The following is a 20,228-nucleotide window of genomic DNA, read 5'->3' as shown; positions in this document are numbered from 1 at the left end:
ACGGGCTTACCACGTTCCCTATCTGTCACACGACTGGGTTAGGACCTGCTTTTTCACCGGAGGCCGTAATGGCGAACGTATCCCCACATCCCACGGAGATAACCGACCTCGTACCTTTTGGTTCATGCCTATCAGCAGCTTTGGCATGTTTATCCTTACGGTGTTTATCAGCAGTTCACTTGTGTTGCCCGTGCCAGCCAGCCTAGCGCCTCAACCCGGTACTGCTCCGAGCATCCACGGCTTGCCTCACGGCAAAACCGCGCCCTTGCGGGGGCTACATTGTCGGGAAAGCTTCATACCCCACCGTTGCCAGTGATGCATGTCTCCCTAGGCTACCGTTGGTCGCACAACGAGTCCGCTGCCATTTCCGTTCTGGCAATGGCTGGACAATGACAGATAGAGCTTTCGCTCATATCTCCGGTGAAGGGGCAAGAACTGCGGAAGCAGCTTGCTCAAGTATGTATTCCTCCTCATTGAGGCAGGAGGAACCCCAGCGGGGATTCTTCCCGCGTGGGTATAGGTACTAAAGCCGAAGCTAGAAGTGCTTTTGTCTAAAGCTGTTCATCTCGCGCTTGATATCCGGCAGCAAGGCATAAAGGCCTGTACCACCCATTACAACGACAATCAGGGCAAGAATGATCAAACCGGACGTTTGCTGATCCATTTCGACCTCCTACAAGTAGGCATCCATCATCAACTACGATGACCGCTCATGCTTCCGGACGCTCAATGAGCTTAGGTTGAGTCAGTCGCCGCTGCGACCCATAGCATTACAGACTCTGCCACGTGGGTATGTTTTGTTTCCCAGAATTAGATTCTGAGCATTGAATTCCTTGCGGAATCCGCCGAGATGACACGACACCTCGGACCCGGAGACACGCTACGCGTGTCGCACAAGATGCTGGATAATAAAGCATGACCCGTCTATCGGCTAGCGCCGCGGAGAGCACTGATATGCCGCAACACGATCAACGCCTACAGGACCTGAATGCCTGGTTGAAACCCCAATTGAGGGAGCTTTTCACGCGTCGCGGTTGGGGCAACGTACCCGAGGCAGCACTGGTCCCGGCCAGCAGCGACGCCAGTTTCCGTCGCTATTTTCGCTGGGAGTCGGGAGGTCGCAGTTTTATCCTGATGGATGCTCCGCCCCCTCAGGAGAACTGCCGACCGTTCGTTGCTGTGGCTGCGTTGCTGGCGAGCGCCGGGATCAACGTGCCGCAGATACTCGCCCAGGATCTGGATCGTGGCTTTCTGCTACTCACCGACCTGGGTTGCCAGACCTACCTCGATGTCATCGACGAATCCAATGCTGACGAGCTGTTCGCCGACGCCATTCAGGCGTTGCTCGCCTTCCAGGCCAAACCGCTGGAGCTGTCACTGCCGAGCTATGACGAGGCACTCCTGCGCCGTGAGCTGCAGCTGTTTCCCGAATGGTACGTGCAGCGCCATCTGGGTTATCAGTTCAGCGCGGCCGAACTGGATATCTGGGAGCGGACCTGCCAACTGCTGATTGACTCGGCCCTGGGGCAACCTCGGGTGCTGGTGCACCGTGACTACATGCCGCGCAATTTGATGATCAGCGAACCGAACCCCGGTGTGCTGGATTTCCAGGATGCGGTTGTCGGCCCGGTGACCTACGACATCACCTCGTTGTTCAAGGACGCCTTTCTCAGTTGGCCTGAGGAGCGGGTGAAAGGCTGGTTGCAGGGCTATTGGGACGCCGCGCGCGCTGCGGGTATTCCGGTCCAGCCCCGCTTCGACGAGTTCCGGCACGCCAGCGACCTGATGGGGCTGCAGCGGCATCTGAAGGTCATCGGCATCTTCGCGCGCATCTGTCACCGTGACGGCAAGCCGCGCTATCTGGACGACGTGCCGCGCTTCTTCGCCTACATCGAGACGGTGACGGCGCGCCGCCCTGAACTGGCAGAGCTGAGGACATTGCTGAATGACCTGCCGACTGCGCAGGTACAACCATGAAAGCGATGATTCTCGCGGCGGGTAAAGGTGAGCGCCTACGTCCACTGACCTTGCACACACCCAAGCCGCTGGTACAGGCGGGCGGCGTGCCGCTGATCGAGTATCACGTCCGAGCGCTGGCCGCCGCGGGATTCGCCGAACTGGTGATCAACCATGCCTGGCTTGGCGAGCAGATCGAGGCGTATCTGGGGACGGGCCACCGGTACGGCGTGCGCATCGATTACTCGGCTGAGGGCGAGCCGCTCGAGACCGGCGGTGGCATTCATCGGGCTCTGCCGCTGTTAGGCGATCAGCCATTTGCGGTGATCAATGGCGACATCTGGACCGACTACGACTTCGCCGCGCTGGCGCAGCCGCTGGCTGGGCTTGCGCATCTGATACTAGTGGATAACCCGGCGCATCACCCGACCGGCGACTTCGCACTGACTAATGGAAAGGTTATCGACGCCAGCACACCGGCAGCTGCGTTCACCTATAGCGGCATTGCAGTGCTGCATCCGCGGTTGTTCGAAGGCTGCAGCGCCGGCGCGTTCAAGCTTGCCCCGCTGTTGCGGCAAGCGATGGCGGCGGGCGAGGTGAGCGGGGAGCATCACAGCGGGCGTTGGGTTGATGTCGGTACCCACGAGCGCCTGGCCGAAGTCGAGCGGATCCTGGAGGCGCGGCGCTGAATGTTCTGGCCCATTACGCTGTTGGGGGCGCTGATCGGCTGGCTGATCGCGAGTATTCCGGGGGCGCTGCTTGGCGCATTGCTCGGGCAGGTGCTCGACCGTCGCTTCGGGCTCAACTCCTGGGCCAGGCTGCGCGAGCGCATGGGCGTCGGGAAGGTCGTGATGCAGGGCGACGAGCTGCTGTTTTTTCTTCTGGGGCGCCTTGCTAAGAGCAGCGGGCGAATCAGCGAGGCGCACATCCAGGCCGCGCGCAGAGAGATGCAGCGGCTGCAGCTGGATCCGACCGCTCAGCGCACCGCCATCGAGGCCTTCTACCGGGGAAAATCCAGCGGCGATGGCCTTCGCGACCTGTTACAGCGCCTGCAAGGGCGACCCGGCGAGGCCAAGACAGTGCTTCAGGCGTGTTGGCGCATGGCTCGGGCGCAGGGGCAGATCGACGCGCGCGAACACGAACTGGTGATGCTCTGGGGCAAGTGGATGGGCTGGGACTCGGCGGCCATCGCGGCGCTGGACCCGAGCGGCGGGCGCCGCCAAGGCGCACCGAGCAATCTCGGTGGTGCCTATGAGCAGGCCTTGCGGCTGCTCGGCGTGCGCGCCGACAGCGAGCCTCAGGCTATCAAGCGTGCCTACCGAAGGTTGCTGAGCAAGCATCACCCGGACAAACAGGCCGGCGCGGGTGCGACGGCGCAGCAGGTTCGAGATGCGACTGAGCGAACCCGCGAGCTGCACAATGCTTATGTCCTGATCCGCGAGCGCCGAGGATTCCGCTAACGCGTCGCAGATACTGCCCAGGGCTCAGGCTCCCCTACGTCTGCTTATCCAGCCAGCCAGCCACGGACCCGGCGCACAAGCTGCTTCTGGTCCGCATGGCGGTCGCCGGTCGGCTTCGGCAATCCCACCTGACGATACGCTGGGTGCTGCATCCTACGGCTTGCATTCAGCCGCTCGCGGGCCGCTGCCAGATCGCCGCGTCCGTGCTTGTAGTAGAAATCACCAGTGGCCAGTTTCAGTGCCGGGATCAGCTGCTCCAACGGTTCGTCCTGGCCTTCCGGCTGGCGTGGCCGGACTACCACCAGTTGCCTGACATCGCCGGGTGCCCGTTGCTGCAGATAGCGCGCCGCCCAGTAACCACCGGTGCCCTGTCCGAGGAAGACGATCGCCGCCGGCTGCTTGCTGCAAGCAAACGCCAGCGCCGCCTCGATGCGCTCGGTGATCTGATCGGCATGGGGTGCAGCTGGAGCGACGGTTTCCTCCGTTTTGGTATCGTCACTAACCAGTTCGCTTGGTATCGCTGCGGTTTCTTCAGGCAGGTAGCCAGCCTCGCTTGGCACCGGATTTTCGGCAAACTGTTCGGTCTCCGCTGCAGGGTCTTCGACCGGCGGCTCAGCTGCGCCTTCTGAGGTGTTCGCGACCGCTGGCAGCGCAGGGCCGGGCCAATCCGGCAGGCTCAAGCTTAGCGTATGCCAGCCGTGGTCGGGCAGGCCGCGGCGCAGCGGGCCGATGCCGCGCGGCCAGTCGGCGCTTTCTCCCTCGCCGGGTAGCAGGATGATCACCCCTCTGGGTTCGCCGACATTGGCGGGACGCCAGAGAGCAGCAAAATCGTCGGTGCCTGCTTTGAGGCTGATGAATTCCTTATCGGGAAGTTGGCGCAGGAGGTCGGAGGTCATGATATCGCTGCGCGATCGCAACGGCGCGCGCTGGAGCGAAGCGGATGCTGGGGCTCCTCCCGCGTCTGCTGTAGAGGAGCCAGTCTCGGCATTGCTGGAGGTCGCCATCGTGATCAACGACAACAGTGCAAGCAACCTAAACGGGTCAAGCAAACGAGGCATTCATGTCTCCCTGGTTATCTACCGCAACTAACTGAAGTGGCGTCGTTGTCTGCGGGAAGATGCCATTAGCCGATCTCGCCATGCCGCAAATACGTGAGGCCTATTTTGTCGAAGGTTATCGCCGGATGAGTGTATGACGATCAGCGCTGTATCAGCGCGATCTCGAACCGGTTATGCGGAACCTCCCCGGTCAGCTGCGCGCAGTCAGTACAACCAATGCATGCCGAGAAAGCGTGATCGAAGGCGAGTTTGGCGTGCAATATAGCGAACAGCGTTCTACTGTAATCCGAACGCCCGGATGGCCCGGCAGTCGATCATCGTATGCTGCCGGACCCGCGCCCGGGTGTTCCTTCCGACCCGTGCCGACGATGAGCGGCTACCGAGGAGCTTATGAGCAAGACCAACGAATCCCTGATGCAACGCCGTGTCGCCGCCGTTCCCCGTGGCGTCGGCCAGATCCATCCGATTTTTGCCGATCACGCGAAAAACAGCAGCGTGGTCGACGTGGAGGGTCGCGAGTTCATCGATTTCGCCGGTGGCATCGCCGTGCTGAATACTGGCCACCTGCACCCCAAGATCATCAAGGCAGTGGAAGAGCAGCTGCACAAGCTAACCCATACCTGCTTCCAGGTACTGGCCTACGAGCCCTATGTTGAGCTGTGCGAGAAGATCAACGCCCGGGTGCCCGGTGATTTCGCCAAGAAGACCCTATTGGTCACCACCGGCTCCGAGGCGGTGGAAAACGCGGTGAAGATCGCCCGCGCCGCCACCGGTCGCGCCGGGGTGATCGCATTCACCGGCGCCTACCATGGCCGCACCATGATGACCCTCGGGCTGACCGGCAAGGTCGCGCCGTACTCCGCCGGCATGGGCCTGATGCCGGGCGGCATCTTTCGCGCGCAGTATCCCTGCGCGATCCACGGTGTCAGCGTTGACGAGTCAATCGCCAGCATCGAGCGCATCTTCAAGAACGACGCCGAGCCACGCGACATCGCCGCAATCATCATCGAGCCGGTGCAGGGCGAGGGCGGCTTCAATGTCGCGCCGAAGGAGTTCATGGTCCGCCTGCGTGCGCTTTGCGACCAGCACGGCATTCTGCTGATCGCTGATGAAGTGCAGACCGGTGCCGGGCGCACCGGCACCTTCTTCGCCATGGAGCAAATGGGCGTGGTGGCTGACCTCACGACCTTCGCCAAGTCGGTCGGCGGTGGCTTCCCGATTGCGGGCGTCTGCGGCAAGGCCGAGATCATGGATGCCATCGCCCCGGGCGGCTTGGGCGGCACCTACGCCGGCAACCCGCTGTCCTGTGCGGCGGCGCTGGCGGTCATGGAGATTTTCGAGGAGGAGAAGCTGCTCGACCGCTGCAAGGCGGTGGCGGAGAAGCTCACCACTGGCCTCAAAGACATCCAGGCGCGGCACAAGGAAGTCGGCGAGGTGCGCGGGCTCGGCGCGATGATCGCCATCGAGTTGTTCGAAGACGGCGACCGTGCGCGTCCTGCGGCGGCGCTGACCTCGCAGATCGTCGCCAAGGCCCGGGACAAGGGCCTGATCCTGCTGTCCTGCGGTACTTACTACAACGTGCTGCGCGTGCTGGTGCCTTTGACCGCCGAGGACGAGCTGCTCGAGCGCGGCCTGGCGATCATCGCCGAGTGCTTCGACGAGCTGACCTGACCCGCTGCGGCGCGTCGGCATCCACAACGGATGTCAGGCGCGCCGCCACTCCGGCCCTCGGGTACAATGCGCGGCATTCCGCCGTGCTACCCGAGGTCGTCATGCAGCCGTTCGCCATCGCTCCCTCCATCCTCTCCGCCAACTTCGCCCGCCTGGGTGAGGAAGTGGACAACGTGCTCGCCGCTGGCGCAGACATCGTTCATTTCGATGTGATGGACAATCACTACGTCCCCAACCTGACCATCGGCCCGATGGTCTGCTCGGCGCTGCGCAAGCACGGCGTCACCGCGCCCATCGATGTGCACTTGATGGTCCGCCCGGTGGATCGCATGATCGGCGATTTTCTCGAGGCCGGTGCCAGCTACATCACCTTTCACCCGGAGGCTTCGGATCACATCGATCGATCACTGCAGCTGATCAAGGACGGCGGCGCCAAGGCCGGGCTGGTGTTCAACCCGGCCACACCGCTCGATGTGCTCAAGTACGTGATGGACAAAATTGATATGGTCCTGCTGATGAGCGTCAACCCAGGTTTCGGCGGGCAGAAGTTCATCCCCAACACGCTGGACAAGTTGCGCGAAGCACGTGCACTGATCGATGCCAGCGGCCGCGAGATCCGCCTGGAGATCGACGGCGGTGTTAATCCGAAGAACATCCGCGAGATCGCCGCCGCAGGTGCCGACACCTTCGTTGCCGGCTCGGCCATTTTCAATCAGCCGGATTACAAGGCCGTGATCGACCATATGCGCGCCGAACTGGCGCTGGCGCGGCCATGACCCGTCTGGAACAGCTTTTCGACGGTAAGCTGCCACGGCTGGTGATGTTCGACCTGGACGGCACCCTGATGGATTCGGTGCCGGACCTGGCTGCCGCGGTGGACAAGATGCTGATGCTGCTGGGCCGCGAGCCCGCGGGGATCGCACGCGTGCGCGACTGGGTCGGCAACGGTTCGCGGGTGCTGGTGCGCCGGGCTCTGGCCGGCCAGCTGCAACACGAAGACGTGGCGGACGAGCTGACCGACGAGGCGCTGGCGCTGTTCATGCAGGCCTATTCTGGCGGCCACGAACTGACCGCTGTCTATCCGGGTGTCCGTGAATGTCTGAATTGGCTTTGCGAGCGCGATGTGAAGCTGGCGATCATCACCAATAAGCCGGCGCAGTTCATCGAGCCGCTGCTCCAAGAGAAGGGGCTAGCCGGTTACTTTCAGTGGCTGGTCGGTGGCGATACCTTGCCCCAACAAAAGCCTGACCCGGCAGCGTTGCTGTGGGTCATGAGCCAGGCCGGCGTCGAGCCCGGCGCTTCGCTGTTCGTCGGCGACTCGCGCAACGATGTGCATGCGGCGAAAGCGGCGGCCGTTCCCTGTGTCGCGCTCAGTTATGGCTACAACCACGGCGAACCCATCGCTAACGAAGAGCCGGCGCTGGTACTCGATGACCTGCGCGAGCTGGTTGCTTCGGTCTCGGGGCTGCGCTAGTGTGGCTTCTGTTCCGCACACCCCGCAGACGAGATCAGATCGTGGTGGTCACCCGCAAACAATGGATGAATGTCATCAAGGCCCTGGCCCGTTGGCGCTGGCGCGCCTGACATCTTCTGCCGGCTCGGCCGGTACGTTTGCAATCGACCCAAGTAGCTCCGCCGACCACGAGGCTGACATGACCCGCGAAGAATTCCTGTGCTTGGCCGCCGAAGGCCACAACCGCATCCCTCTGTCGTTCGAAACCCTCGCCGACTTCGATACACCGCTCACGCTTTATCTCAAGCTCGCAGACGCCCCGAATTCCTATCTGCTGGAGTCCGTACAGGGCGGCGAGAAGTGGGGCCGCTATTCGATCATCGGCCTGCCGTGCCGCACCGTGCTGCGCGTGCATGGCCATCGCATCAGCGTGACCACCGATGGCGTCGAGACCGAGGCCTGCCAGGTCGAGGATCCGCTGGCCTTCGTCGAGGCGTTCCAGCAGCGCTACCGCGTCGCGCCGGTCGAAGGGCTGCCGCGGTTCAACGGTGGTTTGGTGGGCTATTTCGGATACGACAGCGTCCGCTATGTCGAGCGCAAGCTGGCGAACTGCCCCAATCCCGATCCGCTGGGCACGCCGGATATCCTGCTGATGGTCTCCGATGCTGTGGTTGTGTTCGACAACCTGGCCGGCAAGCTGCACTGCATCGTGCTGGTCGATCCGGAGCAGCCCGACGCCTACGAGACGGGGCAGGCGAAACTGCAAGCGCTTCGCGAGAAGCTGCGTCAGTCGATCAGGCCGCGCCTGGGGTTGGATTTTGAAAAGGGCGGCGGCGCCGAGCCGACCTTCCGCTCCAGTTTCAGTCGCGAGGACTACGAGCAGGCGGTCAACCGCATCAAGGACTACATCCTCGCGGGCGATTGCATGCAGGTGGTGATTTCCCAGCGCATGTCGATCCCCTTCAAGGCGGCGCCGATCGATCTCTATCGCGCGCTGCGCTGCTTCAATCCGACGCCCTATATGTACTTCTTCAACTTTGGCGACTTCCACGTGGTGGGCTCGTCGCCGGAAGTGCTGGTGCGTGTCGAGGAAGGCCTGGTCACGGTCCGGCCGATCGCCGGCACCCGTCCACGCGGCGCCAGCGAGGAGGCCGATCTGGCGCTGGAGCAGGATCTGCTCAGCGACGCCAAGGAGCTGGCCGAGCACCTGATGCTGATCGACCTGGGGCGCAACGATGTCGGTCGGGTGGCCGAGAACGGCTCGGTACGGCTCACCGAAAAGATGGTCATCGAGCGCTACTCGAACGTCATGCACATCGTTTCCAACGTCACCGGCCAACTCAAGGCGCCGTTGACGGCCATGGATGCGCTGCGTGCGATCCTGCCGGCGGGCACCTTGTCCGGCGCGCCGAAGATCCGCGCCATGGAAATCATCGACGAGCTGGAGCCGGTCAAGCGCGGCGTCTATGGCGGTGCGGTCGGCTACCTGGCCTGGAACGGCAACATGGACACCGCGATCGCCATCCGTACCGCGGTGATCAAGGACGGCGAGCTGCACGTGCAGGCCGGTGCCGGCATCGTTGCCGACTCGCAACCCGCGCTGGAGTGGGAAGAAACGCTCAACAAGCGCCGCGCCATGTTCCGCGCGGTGGCCCTGGCCGAACGCGACCAGCAGGAGAACTGATCATGCTGCTAATGCTGGATAACTACGACTCCTTCACCTACAACGTCGTGCAGTACCTCGGCGAGCTTGGTGCGGACGTCAAGGTGGTGCGCAACGACGAGTTGAGCGTCGCCGAGATCGAGGCCCTGGATCCCGAGCGCATCGTCGTCTCCCCCGGCCCGTGCACGCCGAATGAGGCGGGCGTCTCGCTGGAGCTGATTCGTCATTTCGCCGGCAAGCTGCCAATTCTCGGGGTCTGCCTCGGGCACCAAAGCATCGGCCAGGCCTTCGGGGGCGATGTGGTGCGTGCGCGGCAGGTCATGCATGGCAAGACCAGCCCGGTGGTTCACCAGGATGCGGGCGTGTTCGCCGGGTTGAACAATCCGCTCACCGTCACCCGTTATCACTCGCTGGTGGTCAAGCGTGAAACGCTGCCCGACTGCCTGGAAATCACGGCCTGGACGCGGCTGGACGACGGTAGCGTCGACGAGATCATGGGGCTGCGGCACAAGACGCTGAATGTCGAGGGGGTGCAGTTTCACCCCGAATCCATCCTGACCGAGCAGGGACACGAGCTGTTCGCCAATTTTCTGAAGCAAACCGGAGGCGTGCGCTGATGGACATCAAGGAAGCCCTCAACCGCATCGTTGGTCAGCTGGATCTGAGCACCGACGAAATGAAAGCGGTGATGCGTCAGATCATGACCGGCCAGTGCACCGATGCGCAGATCGGCGCGTTCCTCATGGGCATGCGTATGAAGAGCGAGACCATCGATGAGATCGTCGGTGCGGTACAGGTGATGCGGGAGCTCGCCGAGCCGGTGCATTTCGATACCCATCGCCTGGTGGATACCTGTGGCACCGGCGGCGACGGCATGAACATCTTCAACGTCTCCACTGCCGCAGCCTTCGTCGTCGCGGCCGCCGGTGGCAAGGTCGCCAAGCACGGCAATCGCGCAGTCTCAGGCAAGAGCGGTAGCGCCGATCTGCTTGAAGCAGCCGGTGTTTACTTGGATCTCACGCCTGAGCAGGTCGCCCGTAGCGTAGACGCTGTCGGCGTTGGCTTTATGTTCGCGCCCGCGCATCACGGCGCGATGAAATTCGCGGCGGGTCCGCGGCGCGAACTGGGACTGCGCACGTTATTCAATATTCTCGGGCCGATGTCTAACCCGGCGGGCGTCAAGCATCAAGTGCTCGGTGTGTTCAGCAAGGAGCTCTGCCGGCCGATGGCCGAAGTGCTGGCGCGCCTCGGTAGTCAGCATGTATTGGTGGTACATGCACAGGATGGCTTGGACGAAATAAGCCTGGCGGCGCCGACCTATATCGCCGAGCTGAACAAGGGCGAGATCAGCGAGTACCGCATCCAGCCGGAGGACTTCGGCATCAAGAGCCAGAGCCTGATCGGCCTCAACGTTGAGGATGCCCAGGGCTCGCTAATGCTGATCCGGGATGCGTTGGGGCGACGGAAAACTGAGAACGGTCAAAAAGCTGCCGACATGATCGTGTTGAATGCCGGCGCTGCGCTTTATGCCGCCGATGTGGCCAGCAGCCTGAAGCAGGGCATCGAAATCGCCCATGATGCGCTTCATACTGGCCTGGCGCGGGACAAGTTCGAGGAGCTGGTGTCCTTTACCGTGGTGTTCAAGCAGGAGAAGTCGCAATGAGCGTACCGACGGTTCTGGAAAAGATCCTCACGCGTAAGCGTGAGGAAGTAAGCGAGCGCCGTGGCCGTGTCGGTCTAACCGAACTTGAGCGACTGGCGGCTGCGGCGGACCCGGTGCGTGGCTTCGCCCGTAGTCTGCAGGCGCAGGTCCGCAACAAGCAGCCGGCGGTCATCGCCGAGGTGAAGAAAGCCTCGCCAAGCAAAGGGGTCCTGCGTGAGAACTTCGTGCCAGCGGACATTGCCAAGAGTTACGAGGCGGGTGGCGCAACCTGCCTTTCGGTACTGACCGATATCGACTTTTTCCAGGGCGCCGATGAATACCTCCAGCAGGCCCGTGCCGCCTGCAAATTGCCGGTAATCCGCAAGGATTTCATGGTCGATCCCTATCAGGTGGTCGAGGCGAGGGCGCTGGGGGCCGATTGCATCTTGCTGATCGTCGCTGCGCTGGAGGATGCGCAGATGGCTGAGCTGGCCGATGTGGCAAAGTCCCAGGGACTTGATGTGCTGGTGGAGGTCCATGACGGAGCGGAACTGGAGCGGGCCTTGCGCCTTGAGACGCCCCTGCTCGGGATCAACAACCGTAACCTGCACAGCTTCGAATTGAGCCTCGAAACCACCCTCGATCTGCTGCCGCGTGTTCCACGGGACCGCCTGGTGATCACTGAGAGCGGGATTCTGCATCGCGCCGATGTGGAGCTGATGGAGATAAACGAGGTATATGCGTTTCTGGTCGGCGAAGCATTCATGCGTGCCGAGCAACCCGGAGTTGAGCTGCAACGCTTGTTCTTCCCGGGGCGTGCTCGTCCGCGGCTGGCTGGCGATCCAGACTGACCCACCAATATGAAAAAGCGGCAACAGCCGGCTTTTTCATGGGTGTTGGTTGAATGCTCAGCGCGTGCCAAACACGACCATGGTCTTGCCTTTCACGTGTACTAGGCCCTGGGCTTCCAGACTCTTGAGTACACGCCCGACCATTTCTCGCGAGCATCCGACGATGCGGCCGATTTCCTGGCGGGTGATCTTGATCTGCATGCCGTCCGGGTGCGTCATCGCATCAGGCTGCTTGCAGAGGTCGAGTAGGGTGCGCGCTACCCGGCCGGTTACATCGAGGAATGCCAAGTCTCCGACTTTGCGCGTGGTATTGCGCAAGCGCTCGGCCATCTGACTGCCGAGTGCGTAGAGAATATCGGGATCCTGCTGTGTCAGTTCGCGGAACTTGGCGTAGCTCAGTTCGGCGACTTCGCATTCGGTTTTTGCACGAACCCAGGCGCTGCGTTCTTTTTCCGAGCCTTCCTTTTCAAACAACCCCATCTCGCCGAAGAAATCTCCGGAGTTGAGGTAGGCGATGATCATCTCGCGGCCATCATCGTCTTCGATCAGGATGGTGACCGAGCCTTTAACAATAAAGAAGAGCGTTTCGCAGCGATCACCTGCGTAGATGATAGTGCTCTTGGCCGTATAGCGTCGGCGATGGCAGTGCGCGAGTAGTTTGTCGATGTTCTTGATCTTGGGCGTGAGTGTAATAGCAACCATGCTGTAGTCCCGGAAGATGTGTCCAATAGAAGGCAGTTCTTATTATGTATGACTGAGTTCTGTTATCAGGCCGAGGGAGCTTAACAGACCGGTTCAGATCGACAACAAAACTGCGACACGAATATCAACTTCCAGGCATTCATTTCGTCGGATTGCTACCTCCAGTCGCGCGCAGCGGTCGTGCTAAGCTTCGCTCCTTTTTAACCGGAGTCTATCGATGAAAGCGCGCATTCAGTGGGCCGGCGAAGCAATGTTTCTTGGCGAGTCGGGCAGCGGTCATGTCGTGGTCATGGATGGTCCGCCGGAAAACGGCGGGCGCAATCTTGGTGTTCGTCCGATGGAAATGCTTCTGCTGGGGCTCGGTGGCTGCAGTAACTTCGATGTGGTAAGCATATTGAAGAAGTCCCGTCAGGCAGTGGAAAGCTGCGAAGCCTTTCTCGAGGCCGAGCGGGCCGATGAGGATCCGAAAGTATTCACCAAGATCCATCTGCGCTTCGTCGTCAAAGGACGAGGCTTGAAGGAAGCGCAGGTCAAGCGTGCCGTGGAGCTTTCCGCCGAAAAGTACTGTTCCGCCTCGATCATGCTTGGGCGTGCAGGCGTGGAGATCTCTCATGATTACGAAATTATCGAGCTGGGCTGACTGCCGGGCCAACATGGCCGAACGCTCTATCTAGGCGCCTCGAGCCGGGATGCTGCACCGGCTCATATGGATAAGGTTCGCAAGCACTGGAACCGCGCGTCATCAATCTGCATAATGCGCGCCCCGTTTTTAACGGGGCCGTTTCGTTAGAACAGCACAGCCACGGTCGCAAATGCGAAGAGGTGTATACGGTCCTACGCAGGTACAGGGTATCTGACGGGCATGCTCAATCACGCGGTAAGCCGCATCAAAGAGAGTCTCCAATGGTGAAAAGCAAACTCAAGCTCCACGGGTTCAACAACCTGACGAAGTCCTTGAGCTTCAATATCTACGACATCTGCTATGCCGAAACCCAGGAAGACCAGCAGGCGTACGTACAGTACATCGACGAACAGTATGATGCGGAGCGACTGACGCAGATTCTGACCGATGTCGTCGACATCATTGGTGCGAATATTCTCAATATCGCGCGGCAGGATTATGAGCCGCAGGGTGCAAGCGTGACCATCCTCATCTCAGAACAGCCGGTTACGCCGACGGACAGCCAGATCGAGGAGTCGCCCGGACCGTTGCCGGACACTATTCTGGCGCACCTGGACAAGAGCCACATCACGGTACATACCTATCCTGAAATCCATCCGGTTGAAGGCATCGCGACCTTCCGTGTGGATATCGATGTATCAACCTGTGGCGTTATTTCACCGCTTAAGGCGCTGAATTACCTGATCCACCAGTTCGACTCCGATATCGTCACGGTCGATTATCGCGTTCGCGGCTTTACCCGTGATGTGGAGGGCAAGAAGCACTTCATCGACCATGAAATAAATTCGATTCAGAACTATCTCTCCGAAGACACCCGTTCGGCCTATCAGATGACCGACGTAAACGTTTATCAGGAGAATCTGTTCCATACCAAGATGCTGCTGAAGAATTTTGAGCTGGAGAACTATCTGTTCGGTGATGCCACCAGCAATCTCTCTCCGGAACAGCGCGATCAGGTAGAGGATCGCTTGCGTCACGAGATGCTCGAAATCTTCTACGCCCGTAACATGCCGGGCTAAAGATCGCATGAACAAAAAGGGCGCCTGTATCGGCGCCCTTTTTTTTGCGTCTGTGTCTCGTGATCAGATCCGGTAGGTCGTCTTTGTCATGACCTTCGCCATCAGGCTCATGCCGAATTTGATTGGCGCCGGAAAACGCAAGCCGCCGGCATCGAGGGCGGCGGTCGAATGCTGTGCCTCGTCCGCGCGCATCTGCTCGAGAATGGCTCGGGACTTTTCGTCACTGGGCGGAATTTGCTCGAGATGCTCATCGAGATGCTTGCAGACCTGATCTTCGGTTGCGGCAACGAAACCCAGACTGATGCGATCGCTGATCAGGCCGGCAGAGGCTCCGATGCCGAACGACAAACCATAGAAGAGCGGATTGAGCACGCTGGTATGGCTACCCAGCTGGCGGATGCGTTGCTCGCACCAGGCCAGGTGGTCGATCTCTTCATCGGCGGCGCGCTCCATCGCTTCGCGCACCCTTGGCAATCGCGCCGTTAATGCCTGGCCCTGATACAGCGCCTGCGCACAGACTTCGCCGGTATGGTTGATGCGCATCAGCCCGGCCACGTGACGTGCTTCGCTCTCGCTCAGCTCGGTCTCGTTCTTCAATACCGCGGGCGTTGGACGGTGGGGCTGGCCGTTGAACGGCAGCAGTGTTCTTAACGCGGCATCAGCCTGCAACAGCAGACGGTCGGCAGGGGAATATTGGCGTCGGTTAGGCATGTCGCCTCCAGGTAATTCGGAGCAGCCGTGGGCAGTGGTTGGTGCGTCTCGGATGGATGGGTGCTCAGCCCGGCGGCCAATGCATCTGACGCTGGCCGAGCACATGCATGTGGATGTGATAGACCGTCTGGCCGCCCAGATCGTTGCAGTTCATGACAACGCGAAAGCCCTCCCTGCAACCCTGTTCTTCGGCGAGGCGCTGAGAGGTGAACAGGATGTGGCCGGCAAGCGCCTTGTCGTCCTCTTCGCTCAGGTCGTGGAGCGTCGCGATGTGCTTCTTCGGGATGACCAGGAAATGCACCGGAGCCTGGGGCGCGATGTCGTTGAAAGCGATGACGTGGTCATCCTCGTAAATCTTGTGCGCGGGAATATCCCCGGCGACGATCTTACAGAACAGACAATCCATGGCGTTTCTCCAGCATTTAACAGTTGAACAGTGTAACAGGCGAACTCCGGGCCGTTCCTGGGCCGGGGTCATCCGCGCCTCTCGGAGGCGCCGGGCGGTTATACGGCCGGTGTTTGTCGTAACCAGGGTTGAGAGAGCTGTACTGAGCGGTCGACGGCTGCACGATATTCGCGATCCAGGCGCGCAATCAGCTCTTCGGCGCTCGGTAGATCATGTATCTCTCCTACGCCTTGCCCTGCCGACCAGACAGTTTTCCAGGCTTTCGCCTCGTCGCTGACTGGTTTGAGCTTGTCTGCGTAGTTCATCTCACCTTTGTTTTTCAGGCGCTCCTCGTCGTAGCCGGCCTGTTGCAGGCTTTGACGCAGGAAGCTCGCTGGCACGCCTGAGACGGCGGCGGTATGAATGATATCCACAGCCTTGGCTTGCAGAAGCATCTGCTTGTATGCGTCCGGAGCCTGGCTTTCGCGGGTGGCAATGAAACGGGTACCCATGTAGGCGAGATCGGCACCTAGCAGCTGCGCCGCGAATATTTCATGGCCATGGTTGAGGCAACCTGACAACAGCAGTGTCTTGTCGAAGAACTGGCGGATCTCGGCAATCAACGCAAATGGACTCCAGGTGCCAGCATGACCGCCAGCGCCTGCGGCAACCGCAATCAGACCATCAACTCCGGCTTCGGCCGCCTTCTCCGCATGGCGGCGGGTAGTGACATCGTGGAAGACCAAGCCTCCGTAGCTATGGACGGCATCGACCACCTCCTTCACGGCACCGAGACTGGTGATGACAATCGGAACCTGCTCTTCTACACATATCGCGAGATCCGTCTGTAGGCGCGGGTTGCTGTTGTGCACGATCAAGTTGACGGCATAAGGCGCTGGTTTCTGCATGTCCGCCAGGCGCTGATTGATGTCTTGTAACCAATCACGAAAGCCACTGCTCTCCCGCTGATTGAGCGCAGGAAAGCTGCCCACCACGCCGCTTCGGCAGCACGCCGCCACAAGCGCCGGGTTGGACACCAGAAACATGGGCGCAGCAACCAAAGGCAGGCGCAGACGTTCTTCGAACAGGGCTGGCAGTGACATGGCGGGTTCCTTAAGTGAGAGTTCAGAACGGCTTGACGACCACCAGAATGACGATGGCCAGCAGCAGCAGCACCGGAAATTCGTTGAACCAGCGATAGAACACGTGGTTGCGGGTGTTCTCGTTGCGCGCGAAACGCTTCAGCTGCGCGCCGCATACATGGTGATAGCCGATCAGCAGAACAACCAGTGCGAGCTTGGCATGCAGCCAACCGCCGCTGCTGAACAGTGCGGGATTCAGCGCGATCATGCCGATGCCGAACAGCAGCGTGGCGATCATCGAGGGCATCATGATTCCTCGATACAGCTTGCGCTCCATGACTTGGAAGCGCTCTCGGCTGGCGGTGTCCTCGCTCATGGCGTGATATACGAACAGTCTTGGCAAATAGAACAATCCGGCGAACCAGCAAACGATCGCAACGATGTGCAGGGCTTTCACCCAGAGATAGAGCATAGGGGATTCCTTGGTTTCAGGGGCGGGGTTGATAGTAGTGGTATGAAGGCCCGCACGTCATCTGGGTGGTTGGCCCTGGAGCCAGGCACCTTTATCATCGGACTTCTTTTATCGTTCCACTGCGCGAGGCAGCTCATGGTTAAGGTCGGAATCGTTGGCGGCACAGGCTACACCGGGGTTGAATTGCTGCGCCTGTTGGCGCAACACCCCCAGGCCGAAGTGGCTGTGATCACCTCCCGCTCCGAAAATGGGGTCAAGGTGACGGATATGTATCCGAACCTGCGAGGCCATTACGATGAGCTGGCCTTCAGTGTGCCGGACACTGCGACGCTTGGCGCCTGCGACGTGGTCTTCTTTGCGACGCCGCATGGGGTAGCCCATGCGCTCGCGGCTGAGCTGCTGGACGCCGGTACCCGAGTTATCGATCTCTCCGCGGACTTCCGCCTGCAGGATGCACGCGAGTGGGCTAAGTGGTACGGCCAGCCGCATGGAGCGCCGGCTCTACTCCCGGAAGCGGTATATGGCCTGCCGGAGGTCAATCGCGAGCAGATCAAAGGGGCAAGGTTGATAGCCGTTCCCGGCTGCTATCCGACCGCCACCCAGCTTGGCTATCTTCCGTTACTGGAAAATGGTCTGGCGGATACATCGCGGCTGATCGCCGATTGCAAATCGGGCGTCAGTGGTTCGGGTCGCTCAGCCAAGATCGGGTCCCTTTTCACCGAGGCGGGCGAAAGCATGATGGCCTACGCGGTCAAGGGCCATCGTCATCTGCCAGAGATCACCCAAGGGCTGCGCCGTGCAGCCGGTGGTGATGTAGGGCTGACGTTCGTTCCCCATTTGACACCAATGATCCGGGGCATTCACGCCACTCTTTACGCAACTGTAGCCGACACATCTGTAGACCTGCAGGCGCTCTACGAGCAGCGTTACGCCAGCGAGCCATTCGTCGATGTGATGCCGACCGGTAGTCATCCGGAGACGCGCAGCGTGCGTGGCGCCAACATGTGCCGTATCGCGATCCACCGTCCACAGGGTGGTGATTTGGTGGTTGTGCTCTCGGTTATCGACAACCTCGTCAAAGGCGCCTCCGGTCAGGCGTTGCAGAACATGAACATTGCCTTCGGCCTGGATGAGCGGCTTGGCCTGGGCAACGCTGCGCTGCTGCCTTGACCGACGCTGCCGACGATCGGCGCGCGGAGATCGCTCCGAAGCGGCCGGCCGCTGATGAATAGTTGACCGATTTTGTAGGAGAAGCCGATAATGCGGCGTCAACGCAGTAATGCGCGCTCCCGCGCCAGGAGAACCAAATGAGTGTCGAATCCTTCACGCCCACCGCGATTCAGTTTAGTCAGGGTGCCGCGAGCAAGGTGAAGAGCCTAGTGGATGAAGAGGGCAACCCGCGGCTGAAGCTGCGTGTCTTCGTTACAGGCGGCGGTTGCTCTGGTTTCCAATACGGTTTTACCTTCGATGAAGATCTGGCCGAAGATGACACCATCATTGAGCGTGAGGGCGTGAGTCTTGTGGTGGACCCTATGAGCTATCAATACTTGGCCGGAGCTGAAGTCGACTATCAAGAAGGTCTGGAGGGTTCTCGTTTCGTCATCAAGAATCCGAACGCCACGACGACGTGCGGATGTGGCCAGTCCTTCTCGATCTAAAGTGGTTCTCGTTGCAACAAAACACCGCGCTTGGCGCGGTGTTTTTGTTTGTCGGGTGCGGTTCTAGCGGAAACGCCGTTCAGGCGGGGTAGATCGCACCCAGGACTCGCGGCCCTCGAGCGCCAGTCACGCTGGGGCGGTTGGCGGCGGTGCCTTCGATGCAGCAATGCGCCAGCCAGCCGAACGCCATGGCTTCTATCCAATCTGGCTCGATTCCGAAGTCGGAGGTGCTTCGCACATGACACGCCGGCAACAGGGTTTGTAGGCGCTTCATCAGTGCCGAATTGTGCGCGCCACCCCCGCAGACCAGCACGTCTTGCGTTCCCGGTTGGGCCGCCAGGAGCGACTCGCAAATGCTGCGAGCGGTCAGCTCCAGGAGAGTCGCTTGGACGTCTTCAGGCGCAATGTCGTGGCATGAGGTGAGGTGGGCGTCTAGCCACGGCAGGTTGAACAACTCCCGTCCGGTGCTCTTAGGTCCCTGAGTCGCGAAGAACCTGTCGCTTAGCAGCTGCGCCAGTAATCGACCATCCACCTGGCCGCTTGAAGCCCAATGGCCATCTGAGTCGTATGGCTTACCTTGGTGGCGTTGAATCCAGGCGTCGAGCAGTACGTTGCCTGGCCCGCAATCGAAGCCCTGAGTCGTTATACCCGGCTGGAGCAGGCTGACGTTGCTGAAGCCGCCGATGTTCAGCACCGCTCGGGCACGGGTGGCGTCGCTAAACACTGCTTCATGGAATGCTGGAACCAAGGGCGCACCTTGGCCGCCGGCCGCCATGTCGCGCCTGCGGAAATCGGTTACGACGCTAATGTTTGTCAGCTCGGCCAGTAGGGATGGATGGCCGATCTGGATGGTGAAGCCCCGCTGTGGTTCGTGCCGCACTGTCTGCCCATGGCTTCCGATCGCTCGGATGGCTGCGGTCTCGCAGTGCGCTTTGCTGAGCAGCTTGTGTATGCCGCTGCTCGCCAGCTCGGCCCAGGCCTGTTCCGCGATGGCTGCTCGGGCTAGCTCGTCAGGACCGGATGAGCATAGGTCGAGTAGATCCTTCCTCAACTGCGCCGGCATCGGTTCGTAATGTGTTTCCAGCAGAGTGGTCCGCTCGTGATGCTCGATCAGAGCGAAATCGAGGCCATCCAGACTGGTACCTGACATGACCCCAATATAGAGCGGCATTTATTCGTTCTTCATGGCCAGCATGGTCGCCCGTTCTTCATCCATGCGCGCCATCAGCGGTTTGCTCAACTGGAGAAAACGCTGTTTCTCGTTCTTTGCAATGGGGTCCGCCATCGGTAGCTTCAGGCCCAGCGGGTCGACATGTACCCCATCGACCTGAAATTCATAGTGCAGATGCGGGCCAGTCGATAGGCCTGTCGTACCGATGTAGCCGATGATCTGCCCCTGCTTGACGGACGAGCCGTTGCGCACACCTTTGGCGAAGCCCTGCATGTGAGCATATAGCGTACGGTAGCGGTTGCCATGTTGAATGACGACTGTATTGCCGTACCCGCCCTTGCGGCCGGCGAGGAGCACCTTGCCGTCACCCGCACTTTTAATAGGGGTGCCGTGCGGTGCGGCGTAGTCCACGCCCTTGTGGGCACGGATCTTGTTCAGAATCGGATGCTTGCGACCATTGGAAAAGCGGGAGCTGATGCGGGCGAAATCAACCGGCGTTCGGATAAATGCTTTGCGCATGCTCTCACCGTCAGCTGTGTAATAGCTGCTGTTGCCCTGCTTGTTGGTATAGCGAACTGCGGTATAGCTTTTY

23 protein-coding genes are annotated in these 20,228 nt (G+C 60.6%); 14 read left to right on the top strand and 9 right to left on the bottom strand.

The window, feature by feature from the left end; translation table 11 throughout:
• Positions 1–535: 535 nt before the first annotated feature.
• Positions 536–664, bottom strand: a complete 129-nt coding sequence (locus DQ405_RS28150) for a hypothetical protein (RefSeq protein ID WP_274597428.1) — start codon at positions 662–664, stop codon at positions 536–538.
• A 290-nt stretch (positions 665–954) separates the two neighbouring features.
• On the opposite strand from DQ405_RS28150, the gene DQ405_RS22050 reads away from it, so the two are divergent.
• From DQ405_RS22050 to DQ405_RS22040, 3 genes are read left to right on the top strand one after another with little or no spacing between them, the layout of a single operon-like run.
• Positions 955–1,977 (top strand): aminoglycoside phosphotransferase family protein, encoded by a 1,023-nt coding sequence (locus tag DQ405_RS22050; protein WP_168426148.1) that lies wholly within the window; start codon positions 955–957, stop codon positions 1,975–1,977.
• A complete protein-coding gene (murU, locus tag DQ405_RS22045; RefSeq protein WP_168426146.1) occupies positions 1,974–2,645 on the top strand; it encodes an N-acetylmuramate alpha-1-phosphate uridylyltransferase MurU in 672 nt (223 codons plus the stop codon). Before DQ405_RS22050 ends, murU begins: the two co-directional genes overlap by 4 nt.
• Positions 2,646–3,416, top strand: a complete 771-nt coding sequence (locus tag DQ405_RS22040) for a TerB family tellurite resistance protein (RefSeq protein ID WP_168426145.1) — start codon at positions 2,646–2,648, stop codon at positions 3,414–3,416.
• A 44-nt stretch (positions 3,417–3,460) separates the two neighbouring features.
• Here DQ405_RS22040 and DQ405_RS22035 read toward each other — a convergent pair whose 3' ends face one another.
• Entirely contained in the window at positions 3,461–4,420 is a 960-nt protein-coding gene (locus DQ405_RS22035; protein WP_241730107.1) for a DUF3530 family protein, read from the bottom strand.
• A 444-nt stretch (positions 4,421–4,864) separates the two neighbouring features.
• Here DQ405_RS22035 and gabT point away from each other — a divergent pair, with 444 nt between their 5' ends.
• The 7 genes from gabT to trpC all read left to right on the top strand — a co-directional run bounded on the left by gabT (position 4,865) and on the right by trpC (position 11,754).
• Positions 4,865–6,145: a 4-aminobutyrate--2-oxoglutarate transaminase gene (gabT, locus tag DQ405_RS22030; protein ID WP_168426143.1), complete on the top strand. Its 1,281-nt coding sequence runs from the start codon at positions 4,865–4,867 to the stop codon at positions 6,143–6,145.
• 101 nt (positions 6,146–6,246) lie between these two features.
• Entirely contained in the window at positions 6,247–6,921 is a 675-nt protein-coding gene (rpe, locus tag DQ405_RS22025) for a ribulose-phosphate 3-epimerase (RefSeq protein WP_045160554.1), read from the top strand.
• The gene (locus DQ405_RS22020) at positions 6,918–7,619 is read left to right on the top strand and encodes a phosphoglycolate phosphatase (RefSeq protein ID WP_168426142.1); all 702 of its coding nucleotides are present in this window, start codon (positions 6,918–6,920) and stop codon (positions 7,617–7,619) included. Before rpe ends, DQ405_RS22020 begins: the two co-directional genes overlap by 4 nt.
• Before the next feature lie 178 nt (positions 7,620–7,797).
• The gene (gene trpE, locus DQ405_RS22015) at positions 7,798–9,282 is read left to right on the top strand and encodes an anthranilate synthase component I (protein ID WP_168426141.1); all 1,485 of its coding nucleotides are present in this window, start codon (positions 7,798–7,800) and stop codon (positions 9,280–9,282) included.
• 2 nt (positions 9,283–9,284) lie between these two features.
• Positions 9,285–9,878, top strand: a complete 594-nt coding sequence (locus DQ405_RS22010) for an aminodeoxychorismate/anthranilate synthase component II (protein ID WP_168426140.1) — start codon at positions 9,285–9,287, stop codon at positions 9,876–9,878.
• Positions 9,878–10,924, top strand: a complete 1,047-nt coding sequence (gene trpD, locus DQ405_RS22005) for an anthranilate phosphoribosyltransferase (protein ID WP_168426139.1) — start codon at positions 9,878–9,880, stop codon at positions 10,922–10,924. The genes DQ405_RS22010 and trpD overlap by 1 nt, the downstream gene beginning before the upstream one ends.
• Complete coding sequence (gene trpC, locus DQ405_RS22000) at positions 10,921–11,754, top strand: indole-3-glycerol phosphate synthase TrpC (RefSeq protein WP_168426138.1); 834 nt, start codon at positions 10,921–10,923, stop codon at positions 11,752–11,754. Before trpD ends, trpC begins: the two co-directional genes overlap by 4 nt.
• 57 nt (positions 11,755–11,811) lie before the next feature.
• On the opposite strand, the gene crp is transcribed toward trpC, so the two are convergent.
• On the bottom strand, positions 11,812–12,456 hold the full coding sequence (gene crp / locus DQ405_RS21995; RefSeq protein ID WP_025240288.1) for a cAMP-activated global transcriptional regulator CRP: 645 nt from the start codon (positions 12,454–12,456) through the stop codon (positions 11,812–11,814).
• A 217-nt stretch (positions 12,457–12,673) separates the two neighbouring features.
• Here crp and DQ405_RS21990 point away from each other — a divergent pair, with 217 nt between their 5' ends.
• Together DQ405_RS21990 and speD are read left to right on the top strand one after the other, a co-directional pair.
• A complete protein-coding gene (locus DQ405_RS21990) occupies positions 12,674–13,096 on the top strand; it encodes an OsmC family protein (RefSeq protein ID WP_168426137.1) in 423 nt (140 codons plus the stop codon).
• 266 nt (positions 13,097–13,362) lie between these two features.
• Positions 13,363–14,157 carry an adenosylmethionine decarboxylase gene (gene speD, locus DQ405_RS21985; protein WP_168426147.1) on the top strand — a complete coding sequence of 265 codons (795 nt, stop codon included), beginning with the start codon at positions 13,363–13,365 and terminating at the stop codon, positions 14,155–14,157.
• Positions 14,158–14,220: 63 nt separating this feature from the next.
• Here the strand turns inward: speD and coq7 are convergent, their stop codons facing one another.
• From coq7 to hemJ, 4 genes are all read right to left on the bottom strand, one after another.
• Positions 14,221–14,868, bottom strand: a complete 648-nt coding sequence (gene coq7 / locus DQ405_RS21980) for a 2-polyprenyl-3-methyl-6-methoxy-1,4-benzoquinone monooxygenase (RefSeq protein ID WP_168426136.1) — start codon at positions 14,866–14,868, stop codon at positions 14,221–14,223.
• Positions 14,869–14,932: 64 nt separating this feature from the next.
• Complete coding sequence (locus DQ405_RS21975) at positions 14,933–15,274, bottom strand: histidine triad nucleotide-binding protein (RefSeq protein ID WP_168426135.1); 342 nt, start codon at positions 15,272–15,274, stop codon at positions 14,933–14,935.
• Positions 15,275–15,372: 98 nt separating this feature from the next.
• Complete coding sequence (locus DQ405_RS21970) at positions 15,373–16,356, bottom strand: NAD(P)H-dependent flavin oxidoreductase (protein ID WP_168426134.1); 984 nt, start codon at positions 16,354–16,356, stop codon at positions 15,373–15,375.
• 22 nt (positions 16,357–16,378) lie between these two features.
• Positions 16,379–16,807 (bottom strand): protoporphyrinogen oxidase HemJ, encoded by a 429-nt coding sequence (gene hemJ, locus DQ405_RS21965; protein ID WP_168426133.1) that lies wholly within the window; start codon positions 16,805–16,807, stop codon positions 16,379–16,381.
• Between the two features lie 135 nt (positions 16,808–16,942).
• Here hemJ and argC point away from each other — a divergent pair, with 135 nt between their 5' ends.
• On the top strand, positions 16,943–17,977 hold the full coding sequence (gene argC, locus DQ405_RS21960) for an N-acetyl-gamma-glutamyl-phosphate reductase (RefSeq protein ID WP_168426132.1): 1,035 nt from the start codon (positions 16,943–16,945) through the stop codon (positions 17,975–17,977).
• 137 nt (positions 17,978–18,114) lie between these two features.
• The gene (erpA, locus tag DQ405_RS21955; protein ID WP_014851496.1) at positions 18,115–18,465 is read left to right on the top strand and encodes an iron-sulfur cluster insertion protein ErpA; all 351 of its coding nucleotides are present in this window, start codon (positions 18,115–18,117) and stop codon (positions 18,463–18,465) included.
• Positions 18,466–18,544: 79 nt separating this feature from the next.
• On the opposite strand, the gene DQ405_RS21950 is transcribed toward erpA, so the two are convergent.
• A complete protein-coding gene (locus DQ405_RS21950) occupies positions 18,545–19,636 on the bottom strand; it encodes an anhydro-N-acetylmuramic acid kinase (RefSeq protein ID WP_168426131.1) in 1,092 nt (363 codons plus the stop codon).
• Positions 19,637–20,228: M23 family metallopeptidase (locus tag DQ405_RS21945; protein ID WP_168426130.1), on the bottom strand; the 592-nt coding region annotated here is incomplete at its 5' end. It lies immediately after the preceding gene.

It is taken from the genome of Pseudomonas sp. SST3 (genome assembly GCF_003325755.1).
The sequence above is the reverse complement of the archived record's forward strand: the minus strand, read 5'-3'. Positions and strand labels throughout refer to the sequence as shown.

Coding starts and splice junctions, on each gene's coding strand:
- DQ405_RS28150 (WP_274597428.1), bottom strand. CDS start 664: ATGGATCAGCAAACGTCCGGTTTGATCATTCTTGCCCTGATTGTCGTT.
- DQ405_RS22050 (WP_168426148.1), top strand. CDS start 955: ATGCCGCAACACGATCAACGCCTACAGGACCTGAATGCCTGGTTGAAA.
- murU (WP_168426146.1), top strand. CDS start 1,974: ATGAAAGCGATGATTCTCGCGGCGGGTAAAGGTGAGCGCCTACGTCCA.
- DQ405_RS22040 (WP_168426145.1), top strand. CDS start 2,646: ATGTTCTGGCCCATTACGCTGTTGGGGGCGCTGATCGGCTGGCTGATC.
- DQ405_RS22035 (WP_241730107.1), bottom strand. CDS start 4,420: ATGGCGACCTCCAGCAATGCCGAGACTGGCTCCTCTACAGCAGACGCG.
- gabT (WP_168426143.1), top strand. CDS start 4,865: ATGAGCAAGACCAACGAATCCCTGATGCAACGCCGTGTCGCCGCCGTT.
- rpe (WP_045160554.1), top strand. CDS start 6,247: ATGCAGCCGTTCGCCATCGCTCCCTCCATCCTCTCCGCCAACTTCGCC.
- DQ405_RS22020 (WP_168426142.1), top strand. CDS start 6,918: ATGACCCGTCTGGAACAGCTTTTCGACGGTAAGCTGCCACGGCTGGTG.
- trpE (WP_168426141.1), top strand. CDS start 7,798: ATGACCCGCGAAGAATTCCTGTGCTTGGCCGCCGAAGGCCACAACCGC.
- DQ405_RS22010 (WP_168426140.1), top strand. CDS start 9,285: ATGCTGCTAATGCTGGATAACTACGACTCCTTCACCTACAACGTCGTG.
- trpD (WP_168426139.1), top strand. CDS start 9,878: ATGGACATCAAGGAAGCCCTCAACCGCATCGTTGGTCAGCTGGATCTG.
- trpC (WP_168426138.1), top strand. CDS start 10,921: ATGAGCGTACCGACGGTTCTGGAAAAGATCCTCACGCGTAAGCGTGAG.
- crp (WP_025240288.1), bottom strand. CDS start 12,456: ATGGTTGCTATTACACTCACGCCCAAGATCAAGAACATCGACAAACTA.
- DQ405_RS21990 (WP_168426137.1), top strand. CDS start 12,674: ATGAAAGCGCGCATTCAGTGGGCCGGCGAAGCAATGTTTCTTGGCGAG.
- coq7 (WP_168426136.1), bottom strand. CDS start 14,868: ATGCCTAACCGACGCCAATATTCCCCTGCCGACCGTCTGCTGTTGCAG.
- DQ405_RS21975 (WP_168426135.1), bottom strand. CDS start 15,274: ATGGATTGTCTGTTCTGTAAGATCGTCGCCGGGGATATTCCCGCGCAC.
- DQ405_RS21970 (WP_168426134.1), bottom strand. CDS start 16,356: ATGTCACTGCCAGCCCTGTTCGAAGAACGTCTGCGCCTGCCTTTGGTT.
- hemJ (WP_168426133.1), bottom strand. CDS start 16,807: ATGCTCTATCTCTGGGTGAAAGCCCTGCACATCGTTGCGATCGTTTGC.
- argC (WP_168426132.1), top strand. CDS start 16,943: ATGGTTAAGGTCGGAATCGTTGGCGGCACAGGCTACACCGGGGTTGAA.
- erpA (WP_014851496.1), top strand. CDS start 18,115: ATGAGTGTCGAATCCTTCACGCCCACCGCGATTCAGTTTAGTCAGGGT.
- DQ405_RS21950 (WP_168426131.1), bottom strand. CDS start 19,636: ATGCCGCTCTATATTGGGGTCATGTCAGGTACCAGTCTGGATGGCCTC.